The 17,702-nt window shown below is 39.1% G+C and carries 15 protein-coding genes; 7 read left to right on the forward strand and 8 right to left on the reverse strand.

Features of this window, described 5'->3' with window-relative positions; translation table 11 throughout:
- Window positions 1-85: 85 nt before the first annotated feature.
- Window positions 86-352 carry a helix-turn-helix transcriptional regulator gene (locus tag ACTXGH_RS11045; RefSeq protein ID WP_439296481.1) on the forward strand — a complete coding sequence of 89 codons (267 nt, stop codon included), beginning with the start codon at window positions 86-88 and terminating at the stop codon, window positions 350-352.
- A gap of 82 nt (window positions 353-434) precedes the next feature.
- On the opposite strand, the gene ACTXGH_RS11050 is transcribed toward ACTXGH_RS11045, so the two are convergent.
- Window positions 435-1,487, reverse strand: a complete 1,053-nt coding sequence (locus tag ACTXGH_RS11050; protein ID WP_299187953.1) for a TRAP transporter substrate-binding protein — start codon at window positions 1,485-1,487, stop codon at window positions 435-437.
- Between the two features lie 301 nt (window positions 1,488-1,788).
- Here ACTXGH_RS11050 and ACTXGH_RS11055 point away from each other — a divergent pair, with 301 nt between their 5' ends.
- The gene (locus tag ACTXGH_RS11055; RefSeq protein ID WP_075103518.1) at window positions 1,789-2,952 is read left to right on the forward strand and encodes an iron-containing alcohol dehydrogenase; all 1,164 of its coding nucleotides are present in this window, start codon (window positions 1,789-1,791) and stop codon (window positions 2,950-2,952) included.
- 73 nt (window positions 2,953-3,025) lie between these two features.
- The gene (locus ACTXGH_RS11060; protein WP_299187959.1) at window positions 3,026-3,925 is read left to right on the forward strand and encodes an SMP-30/gluconolactonase/LRE family protein; all 900 of its coding nucleotides are present in this window, start codon (window positions 3,026-3,028) and stop codon (window positions 3,923-3,925) included.
- Between the two features lie 91 nt (window positions 3,926-4,016).
- Here ACTXGH_RS11060 and ACTXGH_RS11065 read toward each other — a convergent pair whose 3' ends face one another.
- Window positions 4,017-5,669 (reverse strand): RNA-binding domain-containing protein, encoded by a 1,653-nt coding sequence (locus tag ACTXGH_RS11065; protein WP_439296480.1) that lies wholly within the window; start codon window positions 5,667-5,669, stop codon window positions 4,017-4,019.
- A gap of 186 nt (window positions 5,670-5,855) precedes the next feature.
- Between ACTXGH_RS11065 and ACTXGH_RS11070 the strand changes: the two genes are divergently transcribed.
- Both ACTXGH_RS11070 and ACTXGH_RS11075 read left to right on the forward strand, forming a co-directional pair.
- Window positions 5,856-6,698: a hypothetical protein gene (locus ACTXGH_RS11070; RefSeq protein ID WP_439296479.1), complete on the forward strand. Its 843-nt coding sequence runs from the start codon at window positions 5,856-5,858 to the stop codon at window positions 6,696-6,698.
- Window positions 6,676-7,125, forward strand: a complete 450-nt coding sequence (locus ACTXGH_RS11075) for a hypothetical protein (RefSeq protein WP_439296478.1) — start codon at window positions 6,676-6,678, stop codon at window positions 7,123-7,125. Before ACTXGH_RS11070 ends, ACTXGH_RS11075 begins: the two co-directional genes overlap by 23 nt.
- Before the next feature lie 203 nt (window positions 7,126-7,328).
- Here the strand turns inward: ACTXGH_RS11075 and ACTXGH_RS11080 are convergent, their stop codons facing one another.
- The 6 genes from ACTXGH_RS11080 to ACTXGH_RS11105 form a co-directional block, all read right to left on the reverse strand.
- Complete coding sequence (locus ACTXGH_RS11080; RefSeq protein WP_439296477.1) at window positions 7,329-10,535, reverse strand: type I restriction endonuclease subunit R; 3,207 nt, start codon at window positions 10,533-10,535, stop codon at window positions 7,329-7,331.
- A 33-nt stretch (window positions 10,536-10,568) separates the two neighbouring features.
- A complete protein-coding gene (locus tag ACTXGH_RS11085) occupies window positions 10,569-11,765 on the reverse strand; it encodes a restriction endonuclease subunit S (protein WP_439296476.1) in 1,197 nt (398 codons plus the stop codon).
- Window positions 11,762-13,342: a type I restriction-modification system subunit M gene (locus ACTXGH_RS11090; protein ID WP_439296475.1), complete on the reverse strand. Its 1,581-nt coding sequence runs from the start codon at window positions 13,340-13,342 to the stop codon at window positions 11,762-11,764. The genes ACTXGH_RS11085 and ACTXGH_RS11090 overlap by 4 nt, the downstream gene beginning before the upstream one ends.
- A 136-nt stretch (window positions 13,343-13,478) precedes the next feature.
- Window positions 13,479-15,275 carry an N-6 DNA methylase gene (locus ACTXGH_RS11095; RefSeq protein ID WP_439296474.1) on the reverse strand — a complete coding sequence of 599 codons (1,797 nt, stop codon included), beginning with the start codon at window positions 15,273-15,275 and terminating at the stop codon, window positions 13,479-13,481.
- A 40-nt stretch (window positions 15,276-15,315) separates the two neighbouring features.
- A complete protein-coding gene (locus ACTXGH_RS11100) occupies window positions 15,316-15,501 on the reverse strand; it encodes a hypothetical protein (protein ID WP_439296473.1) in 186 nt (61 codons plus the stop codon).
- Entirely contained in the window at window positions 15,498-15,683 is a 186-nt protein-coding gene (locus tag ACTXGH_RS11105) for a hypothetical protein (protein WP_075103527.1), read from the reverse strand. Before ACTXGH_RS11105 ends, ACTXGH_RS11100 begins: the two co-directional genes overlap by 4 nt.
- Window positions 15,684-16,616: 933 nt before the next feature.
- On the opposite strand from ACTXGH_RS11105, the gene pqqA reads away from it, so the two are divergent.
- Together pqqA and pqqB are read left to right on the forward strand one after the other, a co-directional pair.
- Window positions 16,617-16,691 carry a pyrroloquinoline quinone precursor peptide PqqA gene (pqqA, locus tag ACTXGH_RS11110; protein ID WP_201500340.1) on the forward strand — a complete coding sequence of 25 codons (75 nt, stop codon included), beginning with the start codon at window positions 16,617-16,619 and terminating at the stop codon, window positions 16,689-16,691.
- A 90-nt stretch (window positions 16,692-16,781) separates the two neighbouring features.
- Window positions 16,782-17,693: a pyrroloquinoline quinone biosynthesis protein PqqB gene (gene pqqB / locus ACTXGH_RS11115; protein ID WP_439296472.1), complete on the forward strand. Its 912-nt coding sequence runs from the start codon at window positions 16,782-16,784 to the stop codon at window positions 17,691-17,693.
- The last annotated feature ends 9 nt before the right edge of the window (window positions 17,694-17,702 follow it).

The raw sequence follows: 17,702 nt of genomic DNA on the forward strand, positions 1-17,702 counted from the left end.
GGACAACATAGGATGCCGTAAAAAAATATAGGACTCGCTAAGTATATGAGAGGACACGCTCTCATTCACTTATAAGGAGAAAATCATGGATAATTTAACCGTAAGCACACAACAAAACTTATCGACACCAAGCATGCCACAGATACCACGAATGCTACCGCTTAAACAAGTCGTACACTACACGGGACTTAGTAGCACAACTATTTACGATATGCTCGATAAAAGATCAGATCGTTATGATTCGACCTTTCCTGTTCAGGTCAAGCTATCAAAAGGTAGAGTGGCATGGGTTGAGAGCGAAGTCTCTCAGTGGATTGAGAATAAAATAATAGCCAGAACACAGTCACTATAAGCAATAAACCCCAGTTTGATAAATGAACTGGGGTTATATTTTGATATCAGTCATTATAACTGAACCAGTTATTCTAAATAAATTATACCTTACATGCTACGCTGGCTGCTTTAGCTTCCTCATAAACACCATAAGCATCTAGCCCTAAAGCACTAACGTCATCAAGATATTTTTTTGTACCTTTTTCAAGTGGACCTTTCCAATCCGGATCATTGAGTGGGTCTGGAATATTAACTACTTCATCCCCTCTCTCAATCGCTGCTTGTATTTGTGTCGAGTAAGTTTCATCCCACATTGCCCCTACTTTTTTACTAAGCGCCATACCTGAATTGTCATCAACGACTTTTTTCAAGTCTTCTGGCAAACCTTCGTATTTATCTTTATTCATAGTTACCATTAAAGCAGAGCTATAAAATGGCATGTTAGTATGATACTTCGTCAGTTCATTAAGCTTAAAAGTTTCCATGGCTTCCCATGGAAAGCTTAAACCATCAACAACACCTCGCTGTAAGGAGGTATATATATCAGTAGCAGGTAACCCCACAGGTGAAGCGCCCATACTTTCAATGATATCCCCTGCCACTGCCGAAGGTCTACGTATGCGCATACCTTTCATATCTTCAGGAGTTTTTATTATTTTATCTGTACTATGTAAAGTCCCAGGCCCCGTAGCGAACATAAAAAGCAAATGTGAATCTTCGTACTCACTAGAGATAGTCCCATTTTCATAAAGGGTTTGTAACATACAGCCTGTTTGTGTCGACGAGTTAGACAATCCTGGAAGTTCTGCAATCTGGGATAGTGGGAATCGACCACTCGTATAACCTTGCACTTGAGAGCCAATATCAATCGTTCCTTTTACGGCAGACTCATAAGCTGTATCTGCTTTACTAATCGTTGCTGAAGGATATACTTCAACTTTAAGACGACCATTGGAGTCTGCTTCAATTTGCTTGGCCCATGGTTCAAAAATCTGTTCATTAATGTCAGATGTCGCTGGGTAAAAATGTGAAAAACGTAGAACGGTGGTATCTTGTGATGAGGCAACCTCACTACTCTTAACGGTTTCGCCAGAACATCCGATTAAGCTGATAGCTGCAAATGCAGTAATAGAAAATAAAGAGAAAAGTTTCACTATTAATTCCTTTTGATAGTGATTGCAAGTAGGAGATCATTTGACATAACGTATGGTATGAATCGTTTAAAAATAACAGTTATAGTGATACCAGTCAAATCATTTTACGTATGCCTGAATGTGTGTATAATCCGTAGATACTCAAGTTTTATTTTTAAAGGTCGCTAACACTTTCTGCTATTAAACTGAACGTTATCTAGTACGTTAAATGACAAAAATTAATATAAGATAAATTTCTGTTACTAGCACTTCGAACTTAGCGTTATTTTATATAAAATACATCTACACAAGGAAGAACAAAATGACAGGGATTGAGTTTTATACCAATAGTCATATTATCAGTGAAGTTGACAGCATGCGTCAGAAGCTCGGTACATTAGCTAAACAGTATCGTGCGACGTCAGCTATTATTGTTACGGATACTGGAATCTCTAATCTAGGCTATGTCGATATTGCTCAGCAATCTTTAGAAGAAGCTGGTATTAATGTTGTTGTATTCGATAGTGTCATTGCTGATCCACCTATTGAGATCGTCAATGATGCTATTAAAACTGCCAGAGACAGCAATTGTGATCTGGTTATCGGTTTAGGTGGCGGCAGTTCTATCGATACTGCAAAAATCGTCGCCTTACATCCTAACAATTTTGAGTCTATAAATGATATTTTGGATCAAGATGTTAGTGAATTTGATAGACTGCCTTTATTTGCCATTCCCACTACTGCTGGTACTGGAGCAGAATCTACCTTTGTCTCTGTTATCACAGCGCAAGATGGTAGTAAAAAAGCCATTTACACTCCAAACATCTTGCCTGATGTTGCCATTTTAGATGCCACTCTGACACTTAAACTCCCACGTCATATTACCGCGGCAACCGCTTTGGATGCTATGGTTCACTGTGTTGAAGCATATACAAGTCGCACTAAGAAAAACCCTATTTCAGATGCATTAGCTGTTAAAGGACTACAGATGCTCTGGAGTAATTTTGAACAGGTTATGAATCAAGGCGATGATATCGAAGCTCGTTCTAATATGTTATTGGGCTCAACCTTGGCTGGTATTGCTTTCGTCAACTCATCAGTAGCAGCTGTTCATGGACTCTCCTACCCACTTAGTATTAACTTTCATGTACCGCATGGACATGCTAATGCACTTGTCATGTGTGGCGTCTTTTCATTTAATTTATCAACAGCCGCACCACTCTATGCAGAACTGGCTCATGCCGTTATGCCTAGTCAAACCGCTGACCTAACAGACTTAGATGCAGCAGGCTTATTCATTGCTGAACTAAGAAAATTTTTGGAAACAAGCGGTCTCAAGTATCGCTTAAGTGAATTAAATATTACAAAACAGGATATTCCGGTTCTAGCTGATATCGTTACCAATACTTACGCTCGTCTTATTGCGACTAACCCAAAGGATATGTCATTAGAAGAGGTAACAAACATATATAAGGAAATACTTTAATAAAAGCTGTCATTATTTAAAACAGTTGTATTTATTTATCAAGGAAGATAACCACTACTCAAGGGAAATAATCATGTCAGAATATAAATTAGACGTTGTTGTTGATGGCTTTCATTATTTAGAAGGACCGCGCTGGTATAACGATGCTTTATGGTTTGTTGATTTTTATACACGAGGAGTTTATTGCGTTGATGAACAAGGTGTGGCAGAAAAGATCGTCCATATTGAACAGCAACCCTCTGGTTTAGGTTGGCTACCTGACGGGCGTATGCTGGTTGTGTCGATGAAAGACCGTAAAGTCTTACGCTTAGAAGACGATGGTGAATTAGTCGTTCATGCTGATATTTGGGAGCACTGCGATGGTCATGCCAACGATATGGTAGTTGCTCCCAATGGCAATGCTTATGTTGGTAATTTTGGTTTTGACTTGATGGGCGGTGCTGACCATAGCCATGCCGGTCTAGTATTGGTCAAACCAGATGGAAGCTCGCAAGTTGTTGCAGAAGGTCTATCCTTCCCTAATGGTATGGTGATATCGGCCGACGAAAAAACATTAATCGTCAACGAGTTGTTTGGCAATAAAATCACGCAATTTGATATCAAAGAAGATGGTAGCCTCGGAGAAAAGCGTGACTTTGCAAACTTTGGTGAATTGGGTGATGAGCCAAACCTCGGTGTGCGCATAGAAGGCGCAAGTATTTTACCAGATGGCCTTACCTTAGACGCTGAAGGTGCGGTTTGGATTGCAGACACGCTGAATCAACGCGCCGTCCGTATTGCGGAAGGTGGCGAAGTTCTAGAAATTGTCGATACTGCCCCTGATGGTATTTTTGCTGTTGCCCTAGGTGGACAAGAGGGGAAAACACTCTTTATGTGTGCTGCACCTGACTGGGATGAAGCGTCTCGCAAGGTTGAAACCAAAGGTCGGATGTTATCTACACAAGTTAAAGTAGGTCATGCTGGTACGCCATAATTATTTTTTAGCCTGCTAAATCTAGTTGCCTTCAACTAGATCTAGCTACACTTAGCTGCTTTTAGCTGCATCTAGCTACGTTTAGCTGCCTTTAGCTATCTTTAAGATACCATGTTTGGTTTTTGGAAGTCACTAGACCATCACGGCGCATTTTCTGCAATAAATTACGTACTTTGTTCTTACGCTGTTTATCATCTAGCACTTGCGGTAACTTATTAGCCAGCATTTTATCAAAGTCAGCTAGTCTGCCTCGCTCAAACGTCTTAAGATATTCTATAATCAAGCTTTGATAATGCATGTCATCTAAGCCGCGCATTTGCATATACTCTGCTTGCTGCTCAGTATGCTTAGCAACATTAGCGGCAATAATATAGCTGTTTTTACGTCCTTCTATTAATGACTTTTTGCGTAGCGCGTCGGCTTCCTCTTCAGTGATCGACTGCCCTTTTTGAACTTTATCCAGCGCTATTATGTCGTGCAGTGTGAGATTATCGACTGTCGCTAACTGCTTGGCGTACTCTTGATCAAGCACTTTACCTGTAAACTTTACGAGTACTCTTTCACGAGTCAAGTCATAATCTGGCAATGGAAAAAAGCGCTTAGACTGAATCTGATACATTTTTCTGATACCGCTACCGATGGTGTCCATCATATTTAGATTAACCATGGCATTGACTAAGAACGGGTTGCGATAGCTTGTTTCAGGCGCATCCTGTAATAGGACATTTTCAATCGTCTTAGGAATAAACTCACCGCTGTTTTGAAACAATAGCGTTGAGTCCTCTTTTTCGACTACGGTAATGCGACCACCAAGGCGATAGTCTTGATGACCAATAGCATTGCTTAACGCTTCACGAATGATGTAAGGATCGTATTGTTTCACCTCTTCAGGAAATAAAGATCCAGACGCCATGTAGCGATAGTTGAGGTTACGGATTTTTTGATACACGTCGTCTAAGGCTAATAAAAATGGTGGTGAAAAATGCTCATAGTCTTTTTCAATGCCATCGACGCCCTTCAAAATCCAAGTGATGTGTGCTTGAGCTGGGCTTAGAAAATACGTGGACTCTGGAAGACCAAGTAAAATGATTGCGGTGTTGGTGATCTGACCACGAATGGTAATTTTAGCTTTATTTAAAAAAGTGATGTCGTCCCAATCTTGAATATCCTGAGCTAAACGCTTGTTTTTATCAGCAAAGACTTGTCTGGCAACCGCAATGGCATGCTGATCAAGATCTTCAAGCGTTGCCTCATGGCAAATCTCAGCGCTCCAGTCATTGGCTTGGTTTTGCCAAAGCTTACGGCTTTGATCTGGGTAGTGTTTAAGCTGCTTAGTTAAGCTACCTATACGAATATAAGGCTCATGCAAAAAACTGATCGGCGTATCTGTCGCTGAGGGGATTTCAAACAGCACTACGGCTTTACCGTCAATCTGTAGCTCGTGAATAGTAAAGTGAATTTTAGGGCTTAAGCGTTCAACTAGCCAATGCTCTAAGTCCTCATTGCCTTTTGCTTTTTTTGTCTTCGGGTTAAAGCTTGTGCCAACAATATCGTGCGTTTCATCTTCTACGCCAAAAACTAAGTAGCCAAATTTTTTGCCTGTCAAGCACGCGCCATTGGCAAGCGCAGATATTCGCTTACCGATCTCATCTGGACTGTGAAAGTTATGCTTAAACTCAAGCCATTCTTGCTCAGTAGGCTGCTGAGTTAGGTTTAGGACAAGGCTTTGGTAGTGATTAGGCATAGTAAGAGCGCTAGAAATAATTAAGTATGAATGATTTTGTTTTATTTATTATACGCTGCGAATTGTGCAAAAGCAGTGTATCGTCTGGTTTTGTTTATGCTAAGCTATTGACTCTTATACCAGACAATTTTCCATAATAAATATTATTAATTAAAATTTGGTTATTAATTCGCATAAAGGGTGAATATGGCGACTACAGTTGAGTTCTATAAAGTAACTTTTAAAAAAGAAGATCCTCAAAACCCTAAGACCTTAGAGAAGTATTTTACTTCATTAGTGAGTAAGTCTTTTGGGTTTAAGGATCAGTACGACAGAGACTTCTATAACTTCAATCTAGTACAAGCAAAATACTATGGCGGCGTCTTTAGAAAAATAAGAACTGATGAGATCATCGAAACTGGCAAAGTTGGAGCTGCTGGCAAAAAATTAAGCTATACCAAAGGTGAAGGTAAGTTAGAGACCAATCATCTTGTTTTCTTTCCTAAATATAGCATTCTTGGTTATATCAGAAATGTGCATGCCAATCACTATAAACGCCTTGAAAGTTGCTTGTCAGAAGCTTTTGGTAGAGATGTCGTAGTTTCTCCCTTAATAAATGCTGGATCTCTTAACCAAATACTTCAAAACCGAACCGTAGTAAATATAGACTTTTCTGTGCCTATTAGCTCAGCTCAAGCAACGAACAATGGTCAATTATGGTCTGATGAAGCAATGAAAGCTGTTGATAATTCAGGTGGAGACGTCCTAAAAATGCAAATCGGTCTCGATTTGCGTAAAAGCGAGCGTGGGATGATTTCAAAAGCTGCTGAAAATATCAGAAATCTATTATCACATAACCCGACACGAGCTGTCGTAAAGACTCAAGATATCGATGGCAAATACGACTTAATAGACCTTATTGCTGATAAAATAGTATATAAAGATGAAACCTATTCATATACTAAAGATGCTCTTCAACCGAGTAATATATACGATAAGATCGTGACTGCTTATCTAGGGAAGCTAGATGAAATTGAACAAGTATGCTGAGATATTAAAATGGTTAGCTTTGAGCTTAATCATCTCAGTTGCGTTGTGTATTCTCTTGTACAATGAAATTCTTAACACATCTTCTATAATGATCAACGAGGTGTTAAAAACTTTAATCACCCTGTTTGGTACAATGTTAGGGTTTGTTCTTACTTTAATGGCAATTGTTATAAGCTTAATAGACAAGCGTTTGATTAAAAATATGGTGAAATCAGGTCACTATAACAATCTTTTGATGAGTAGTAAGTTGCTGTCATTACTGTATTTCATCAGTATCGCTATCTATCTTGTAGCATTAATGGTAACAGTTCGACAATCCTCTGCATTTTTAATTTCTATTGGTGCTACTTTAATTACTGCCATCTACTCACTTCGAACAGCCTATAAGTTTTTTCAGATTTTTAAGCATATAGAACCTAATAAATAACTAAATTTTGCAAGTAGCAAAATCAATATAAAATACCGTGCCACTGAGCTGTTTAGCGATAAAAAGTTAATTAGTAACTTTTATCGCTAAACAACTTAAAGTTTTTGGCTACAAATCATTTAACATCAAGGCTCTATCTATATCTCTAAAGATAGCTTCTAAGATCAATTTGTTAACATAAATATCTAAACACTCGCTTCGATCTAAGCACTCATCTCATAAACACTATCGTTACCGCCTCTATAGCTAGCGAAGATATGCTGATAAACGTCTACAGCCTTTATATTCACCTCTTCATCACTATATGATTCTTGAGGTAGCCATAGCAGATTGTCATGAATGACTATCTTAATCTGAGCTATTACTTCACGACTTTCTCGCCAGCGCTCAATACTTAACTTTTCAGCCTTTAATACGTCTAGTGTCTTCTTAGCCACTTTCTTCACTTCTTTGACGTCTTTCTTGCTCAGCTCTTTACCTTCAGTCAGTAGATCAAAAATTGCCAATACTTCCTGATCACCTAAGTTTTCTTTTACAGCTCTCTGCTCTTCAGCAGATAAGTCTTTAACGAAATCGTTCAGGTCATCAAAAACCTTCACCGTATTTTCTAGAGATTTACCTGCATTGTAATCGTCTATTATTTCTTTATAACGCTCATAGAACTTAACCCTTGAAGGATTTTCCTTCAGCATTTGCTTTAGCTTATTCTCAATGATTTGTTGCAGGGTGTAGGTGATCGTATTTTTTTGCTCAGACTTAGCAAATGCACCTTTTAATTTATTAAAATCTAAATTGCTTAGGTCAATATAGATACCGTCTACATGATCACTTTGTTTGACACTGATACTATCACTCACCAATATTTGTAGCTTTTGCATGACTTCGGTGATATCAGCAGATTTGACACTTTTATTGAGACGCTTATAAATAGCGTCAATTGCGTTATGGTCTTTGGTATGAGCTTTGGCTTGCGGTTCAGGAAAAAGAGCTTTGTATTTTCTAAAAACATTCCTCGCCATAACCTCGAAGGTAGCGCGAGTATCCTCGTTTAAACACACGCAGTTTTCAGCTTCTTGTATTTTGCTTATCCTCATCATTGGATTAGCATTCTTGAGAGACTCAAGATCAAAGCCTAGTGAGTGAAGATGCTTTGTCGTCTCTTCAATAGCAGCTCTGAGCTCTTCTTCTAGTTCAGATAGATCTTCTATTGGGCTACCAGTGCCCTCTCCCTTGCCTCCGCCACCAGTATTGCCACCTTCACCATATACAGAATATGCTTTTTCTAGCTGCTCGTAGACATTGCCATAATCAACAATTAAGCCATTTTCTTTTTCATCATCATATACACGGTTCGCCCTAGCTATGGTCTGCATCAAAGTATGACCTTTGATTGGCTTGTCTAGGTATACGGTAGAGACAGACTGAGCATCAAACCCTGTGATCCACATGGCACAGACAATCGCGAGACGGAACGGATTATCAGGATCTTTAAATTCTTTTTCTAGGTCACGCTCTACCATTTTTTTACGATGGGTCGCGATATCTAGTCCCAGTTTTTTAAACTTATCAACTTCATTTTGCTCACCACTGACTACAACGCAAACCTCAGTTTCAGCAACTCTTTTGTATTTGCGGCGTAGCTCTTGAGCTTCTTGCAGATCCTCAGCGTCATCGATACGTTTTTTCAGCTCGACCAGATATTCATCCCAATAGCTTTTGATCAGATCATACATACGAACCGCAGTCGGCTTATCAAGAGTCACTAGCATGCCTTTACCCTGATAGCCACGCTCATTAAAGTGCCATACCAAGTCTTTAGCAATGGTCTCCAGTCGTGACTGTGCGGTTAATATGGGGTAATTTTTACTGAATTTATAGATGAGCTTTTGTCTTTGCTCCTCATCTAAGTTCTCGTCTTCTAGCGCTTCAGCCATCTTTTCATCGAGCTCTGGGTTATCAATCTCGAGTAGCTCGCCTTTATTTAGATAATGTAGTGGTAGCGTCGCCCCATCTTCAACCGCACGTTTAAAGTCATAAACGGATACGTAATCACCAAATATATTTTTGGTAAGCTCTTCTTCATCCTTGATAATAGGCGTACCTGTAAAGCCTAGGTATGAAGCATTAGGTAAGCCATAAAAACGCATGTTACGCGCGTAGATGCCACCTTGTGTACGGTGGGCTTCATCTGAGATAACGATGACATTTTTTCGATTGGTAATGAGTGGATATTCGCTCTCTTTCTTGGGGTCTATAGAAAACTTATGAATCAAGGTAAATATATAGCGATGGTTTTCTGATAACAGCTCACGCAAGTGCTCGCGTCCCGTTATACCAGATTTGTTACCTGCAATTAGATGCTTTTCGTTTACTACGCCAACACCTGAGAACGTGTCATAAAGCTGACTTTCCAGCTCACTTCTATCGACTACTAACAGGAAGGTATAAGAGCCGCCCATCGTCCGATGGATTTTTTCGCATAAAAAAACCATCGAATAAGACTTACCGCTACCTTGGGTATGCCAAAACACGCCAAGCTTGCCTTGTAAGTCTTCAATGTCATCTACTTGATCGATAACTTTATTAACGCCAATATATTGATGGTTTTTTGCCATTATTTTGACAACCTCACCGTATGAGGTATCAAACAATAAAAAGTTCTCAAAAATATCCATTAGGCGCTTGGGATCGCATGTACCACGAATCATGGTATCTAGGCTAACTACACCTTCTGCGTTTTCTTCTATACGCTTCCAATCAAGGAAGTACTTATAAGGACTGGTTATCGTACCGACTTTGGTATCTATACCATTGCTTAGAATGACAAAGCCATTACAATGAAAAATAGTAGGAATGGTGTCTTTATAATCAGTAAAGTTATCATCATAAGCGTGACGTAAATCTTTATGATGGGCTTTTAGCTCAAAGAACACCAATGGAATACCATTGACGAAACCCACCATGTCAGGACGACGGTTATAAAGATCGCCTATGACCTCTAATTGCCTGACTGCTAAAAAGCTATTATTGGTATAGTCATTATAATCAAAGACTTTTAGATGACGCTCTTCAAGCTCATTATCGCTATTAGTGAACTTAACGGGGACGCCATCTTTGAGCAGCTTATACTTTTCTTGATTGATCCTACCTAGAGTTTTATCAGCCGACTTTTGGATAATAGTATCAATGGCTTGCTCATAAGCAGTGTCTGGTAGATCAGGATTTAGGGTAACTAAAGCATGGTGTAACTCACGAGTGAGAATAACCTCTGACTTGTCTTCTCTGCCGAGTAGACCATCTTTACCAAAGGTTTCGTTATGCCAAGCTGTAACGACTTGCCAGCCAAGCTCAATCAATACGTCTTTGGTCGCTTCCTCAACCATGCCATCTTCTGAATATTCGTAGCTCATGATTACACCTGTAAGTTATAGTTATTCTTATTTTTATACTTCAATAATACCCATCATTAAACGTGGCAAGAGGATATCTCGAGCTTCTCTAAGCTTATTATTTTGTTCTATAAATATTTGAATTGACCTAAACATAGGTTCACACAATTTTTCAAACTTTAACCTGACTTCGTTTGGAGCGAAATTAACCATATATTTTTCAAAGCAATCTGTATTAACTCGTTGTCTACCATCTGAACCAACCATACTTTTTATAGCATTCTCACGAAATCCTTCTTCTCTCGAAGTACAATAGATAAAGTATTTTCCACAGCTACTCGTTTCTCTTAAAACGATAAATTCTGTTGAACCTGTGGCTATAGAGTCGTTGTCTTTCATAAACTGTACAAACCCAGTTTTACCATTCTCCAAACAAGGTGTTATTCTTGCAAAAAGAGTATCTCCATTTTTAAACTTTGTACCACCAGATACAGCTCTTTCTTCTATCGGGTCTATAATCATAGAGGAAGTTGAAATAGAGCCCATAGGAATAAAAGGAGCAACTACACCTTTTTTAATAGATGTTTTAGGGTTTATATCTACTATATCTGCAAACGTTCTATGCTCCCAACCCTCAGGCAAACCTGTCTCTGCATCAATTTTTGTATTTTCATAATTAGGAAATCTCATACGCACAAACCATTCTTCATAGATGAGCTGTGCTTGCTCTTCTAATAGCTCAATACGTTTTATATTATTTTCGATTAAGTCATCATAGGCGGATAAGATATTGGCAATCTTCTTTTGAGTTGGTAGTGGTGGAATGGTTACCTTAATACTTTTAAACGCACCATGATTCAAATCAGGTTGGGCAGTGCCTGTAGCCAAAACTCTTGCAAGCTCTCTAACTGGCTGAGAGTTAAGCAAATGCAGTAAAAAAGTATTATCAATTAAATTGTTAGGTGTGACCTTAAAACAATTATTATAGATAACACCACGTCTACCCATGAAAGCATAGCCTACCTGTCCTGTACGACTATAGATTATTTCACTTGGTTTTACTAAAAATTGCTTGGGAATTGTATCTTTTACATATAGTGATTCTATATTATTTAGCAAATCAGAAATTTTTAATAAAGGATATGCTGTTTTTACTTCTGAAATATGGTGATCGCTTTTTTTATTCAGCGCAAACCCTTGTTTCAAGGAAACTAATTCACCCATTTTATATTGTGTCCAACCATCTCTCACAGCTCAACCCCTTGAATCTTTTTCATAAGCTCAACTGCTTCTTCATTCAGACTACTAAGCTCTGAGCGGATCTCAGTCATACGCCCTTTATAATCAAAGTCCATATCGATATCGATATTTACGCCCACATAGCGCCCTGGCGTTAAGCTATAGTCTTGCTCTTTTAAATCATCCAGATCCACTACCTTGCATAGCCCTTCAATATCAGCATATGCGCCATCAGGGAAATGTTCAGCAAACCACTTATTATCTTTACTCACGCCAAGCTCATCACCTCGAAAAGCATTGATTAGCGCGGTTAAGCCTTCTAATTGATCATCACTAAAATCTTGAATCGTGCTACTGACCTTACGATAAGTATTACGTGCATCAATCATCAAGATTTTGTCTTTATTTTCCGCCTTCTTATCTTTATTAAAGAACCACACATGACATGGCAATGATCGGGTATAAAAGAAATTGTTGGCGATAGAGACAATACACTCGACGTCGCCCGTTTCTATTAGCTTTTGACGTATCAGCTTCTCAGCATGACCTGCATCAGTCGCTGACGATGCCATAACAAAGCCTGCCCGACCTGACTCATTCAGATAACTGTGAAAGTACTGAATCCATAAATAGTTACCGTTACCTATCGTTCCGCCTTTAGTCAACGGTGCACCAAACGGCAAGCGAGCATCTTCTGTGAGAAACTTATTCTTACCATCGATACCGCTCACGTTGAATGGTGGGTTTGCCATTACAAAATCACATTTACCAGTGAGGTTATGCGGATTGGTATAAAAACTATTGCTCTCAATAATAGCGCCTTCAATGCCATGGACAGCAAGGTTCATCTTAGCTAGCTTAGTATTATTATTCTTAAGCTCTGTACCGTATACCGTGATGGCTTTATTGACGCTTTTATCTGGGTTATGATCTCGAATAAAGTGAGCCGTCTGTACGAACATACCACCAGAGCCACAAGCTGGATCATGAACGACACCATGGTCTGGCTGTATAAAGTTAACGATTAGATTAACCAGTGATGGCGGTGTGAAGAACTCACCACCTTCTTGTGCGCCCGCGCCTTGCATGGAGAACTTCATCAAGAAGAACTCATAAATACGACCAAAAACGTCTCCTTTAGCTTTTCTTACTGCGTCTTTATTGAACACACGAACAAGGTCACGCAATAACTTACTATCAAATGCTTGATAGTTTTTTGGCAGTATACCTACTAAAGAAGGGTATTCTTGTTCGATGAGCTTCATCGCATTGTTGATGGCTTCAGCGATATTCTCACTTTCAGGCAACGCTGCAAGGTAATCATATTTTGCTTTTTCAGGCAGCAAAATAGACCCTGCGGCAACAAAATCATCTTTGGTTACCTCACGCTTTTGACCAGTACGAGGGTTGATAGGTAACGACTCTTCAATACTGATCTTGGCATCTTCATAGCGGTTTTGTACAAATCGTAAAAACACCAAGCCTAATATAGGGTCTTTATATTCAGCGGCAGTAAGCGTTGAATTCGCACGCAAATTATCAGCTGCGCCCCATAGGTCGCTTTCGAGCTGTTTGATTGAAATATCCATGAACGGTTGTTTTCCTAATCTATATTTGAATGATTACTGCTTCTATGTTGCACTGTAAAAGGTAAGCTGATCATGAAAGTTAAAACCACATCAGCATACCTTCTATCGCACTAGCTTGGACAGTATGATTTGAAGTTTAGAGCTTCCAGAGCTGATCTTGTCGTGCTTGCTGTTCTAATACTAGTTTTTGGATGGCTTGCTGAGTCTCTCGGCTCTTATCTACACATTCAATTGCCTGTTCTTGCTCATCATCAGACGGTACTATAACAGGTATCTGCTTGAGCTCTTTCAGTGATATATTGGGTATAGTAGCACCTTTAATCAGGCTAGCAATTTGAGTCTGCCCAATATGCGATTTTAGATAAGCATATAAAACTTTTGGGTTTACTTTATCAGAGATTGGCCTTATCACTATCGCTGATCTGTTCACCATCCAACATCCATCACCTGTTATTGGTACATCTTCGGGAACGATACCAAGCTTACCAGCAGAACCTTTTAGAATAAAAATAATATCGTTTGGCTGTAAAAAACCTGATTGGTTCTTCGCACGCTCTGACTCTGATATGTAAGCCTTTCTAGTTGGTGTAGAGATATCACCAATGTCGTTTAGTTCACTAGCGCCCACTTCTAAGACAGTATAGTCACCTTCGTCTGGCTTGACAGGCAAGCCACGCTCGAAACGAACGATACTATCAAGGGTGACAGTCTGTGCCTCTTCAAGGATTTTATTGACCGTCTTTTCCTCTGGATCTAACAGGTAACGCCCAACATCTAGACGATATTCTTGCTCTTTGAGAGTCGAGACTGACACTGTAGTTGCGCAAGCTAATTGCTCATTAGATGCTAAGTACTCTAAAATAGTATCAATATTTCTTAAGCTAAGTAATCGCTTGGTTGTCTTTTTAATGAACGCTTCACCAGTTACATCTATAAATCTTACCGATTGGTTATGACCATTTGGCTCAATGATTAATAACGATGTCTTTACAGCAGTTCCTGTCCAGATCCCTGACGGTAAAGATATGACTGCTTTGAGCATACCGTTAGCAACTAAATGCTCTCTTAAGTCTTTTTCCATAGTGGAATATAAAAACCCTTCAGTTACTGAGACAATGACGGTTTCACGGCATTGTTTAAGCAAATGTAAGATATTAGCTGATTCTACTTTCTTAGTTGGTATGATAAATCGATCGTAAGTATCAATATTATCAGAGATATGCTTTGGTACTGTTACGCCCATTGGCGAGAAGCTGATACCATAATCGAAAGTCTCTAATTCGTTCTTGGACTTTGTATAACTAGGTTTATCTAATGCATCAGAATACGTTACCTCAAACTCATTTTCGCTCATCAATGATAAAGCATCTGCTATCATTCCTGACTGATTGATTGTCTCATAATAAACGTTTTCAGACTCTTCGCTAATTATAGTAACTAGAGGAAGTGAAGCTGGTGACATGAGATAGGTCGTCTTACCATTTGTGTCACCTAATAATGCATTTGCTAGCATATATACGCTAAAGTCTGTAAAACCCTCACTAGTCGATAAGGTGAAGTTTGAAATTATTGTTCTGATTGAATCAACTGCTGGGCTTTCTAGAGTGATGTCTTCATACTTCAACAACGTATTTATTGCGCTATGAAGAAATGGTAATGGCAGATCCTCTAGAGCATTATCGTGTGAGAAAACCCGCTGTATCTGGCTATCCTCACTTGCTTTGAGAGCCTCCACAAGCGCTAGCCACTCGTTTTTATACTCCGCTAAACTTTGACTTAGCTTTAAACCCTTCGGAAGCTTGCTTTCTTTTGATAACACTAAAATAGCCGCTAGCTTCAGTGCGATTTCGTTTTCATTGTGTCTTCTAATACCATATTGATGCATTAGATCATATAAGCTTATGACCAGCTCTTTAGTTTTATATTTTTGCATAAGATGAAATTACCTTTAATTTTTAGTGTTGAAAGACATGCTATTTAAAAGCAAGTCTTCGATCATAGCTGTCTAAGTTATAGGTAGTAATCAATGTGTCATTTTCAGAAACGACGACGACTCCACCTTTTTTTAAGATATTCTTCAGTGTCTTAATAGCCGCTTGAATCTCTTTAACATCAAGATCTGCGCCAGAACTTATTTTCTCATAACAGCTTAGTTTCATCTTACTCTCTCCTTTTTACACGCCAGAAGAAACTCGAATTCTACGAGTAGTTCTTTTGCGCGTCGCTTGTTCACAATGACCTTATCCCCGTTTACTTCTCCAAAAGCCATAACAATATCTAGTTCGGCTTTACCTATAGCCCGTTGACCCATCCTCGATACTAAATGCGTTGAAGCTTTCATAAGAATTTCCTTGCGATCATTATTTGATGCAAGTAGTGTCTCATATAAATTTAGTGGTGTAAATAGTATTGATATAATATTTTTATATTTCATATATAATTTTTAGATATTGGTGGCTTTATAACTCTGTCAATAGGCTTATCTTCAGTTATCAAGCAAGGCTGTACAGGGTATTGCCTAGATTATGAGAGGGTACGTTTGGAGAAGTATTTAGTAGACAAGGGTGATTTTATCGCTTTATATTTATAAGAAAAACATATCATTATTTGCATGCACAGTAAGAATTAGACGTGCTTCTTTGTCAGAAGGTCTCTTGGGTTGCTTAAGGCGGTAGTAAATAGTATTAAGCAATGAGGTAGAAAAATAGATATACTAGAAATGGTTTTTTGGTGATAATATATGTTTGAAATTAAATAGTTGATTGGAAATATCTTGATACAATTAATCGAGAGAAAATCCCATTATTTGCCTTGCCTCCAATACTGTGAAGCTGTTGGTCTATTTGATGGTCTAATAATTAGCTACAGTATATTAAATACATCTATATCAATAACTTAAACATATAGTTAGACTTCCTCCTTCACCGCCAATCTTATTCTGTTTATAACAGCTACTCAATTTTCCTAGCTTTTTTAAACACTCTTATATACCTTTGTAATCCTGTATAAATAACGCATCTAGCGTTTTTTTTATGTCTAACGTTTTCCTAATCTGACCGAACATAACCTACCTATCCCGTGGCTTGTGTTGGTCTGTTGATTGCTAAAACTGATTGCTTAATTGTCATTCATTGTAGCAATCATCAGGTTATGTAACTGTATCTTTCAAAAGCGTTTCTACTGATTTGACATCAAGTGTCAGATTATACTACCATTGAAAATTACTATTAATAATTTTGTCTATTAACCAATAAAACACTCTCGGAGTACCGTTATGAAATGGACCAAACCTGCTTTTCAAGACATTCGCATTGGTTTTGAAGTTACTATGTATTTCGAAGCACGCTAGGTATTTTAAAGCGCGTTAAAATTTGTCAAACCTCGATTTGTTAAAAGCCCTAGATGACTAGGGCTTTTGTTTTTTTGGAGATATTAACTTATGTATATTCATGTTTTGGGCTCAGCGGCAGGTGGCGGATTTCCGCAGTGGAATTGTAATTGCCATAATTGCCAGGGTGTGCGTCAAGGTACGATTAATGCTAAGACGCGCACTCAATCCTCGATTGCCATATCCGAAAATGGTACAGATTGGATTTTGTTTAATGCCTCTCCCGATATTCGCCAGCAGTTGTTTGACTTTAAGGCGGCGCACCCCGCGCGCGGTCTCAGAGACACGGGGATTAATGCGGTGGTGCTGATGGACAGCCAGCTCGATCACACCACGGGGCTGTTGACCCTGCGCGAAGGGTGCCCGATTGATGTGTGGTGTACCGATATGGTGCATCAAGATCTCACCACCGGATTTCCTATTTTTAATATGCTAGCGCACTGGAATGGCGGGCTACAACACCATCAAATTGACCCCAATCAGCGATTTCATATTAAAGGCTTTGATAATCTAGAATTGACGCCTTTAATTATAAAAAGCTCAGCGCCTCCCTACTCTCCGCACCGCAACGATCCACACGATGGTGATAATATTGCCCTGATTGTCAAAGACTTAAGTACGCAAAAGCAGCTGTTTTATGCGCCAGGACTGGCCAAAATTGATGAGCGCATCATGCAGATTATGCAAGCGTCTGATTGCGTGATGATTGATGGCACGTTATGGACTGATGATGAGATGCAAACTTGCGGCGTTGGCACTAAGACCGGTCAAGACATGGGTCATTTGCACATTAGCGGAGAGGACGGCTCACTACATTATTTAGACCAGCTCACAGGCATCCGCAAGGTATTGATCCACATTAATAACACCAATCCCATCTTAGATGACGACTCCGAGCAAGCGGCTATTTTAGATCAGCACGGGGTTGAGGTGGCATTTGATGGTATGGAACTTGAATTGTAATCAAGTCCA

The organism is Psychrobacter sp. 1Y10 (assembly GCF_052259005.1).
Taxonomy (GTDB): domain Bacteria; phylum Pseudomonadota; class Gammaproteobacteria; order Pseudomonadales; family Moraxellaceae; genus Psychrobacter; species Psychrobacter saeujeotis.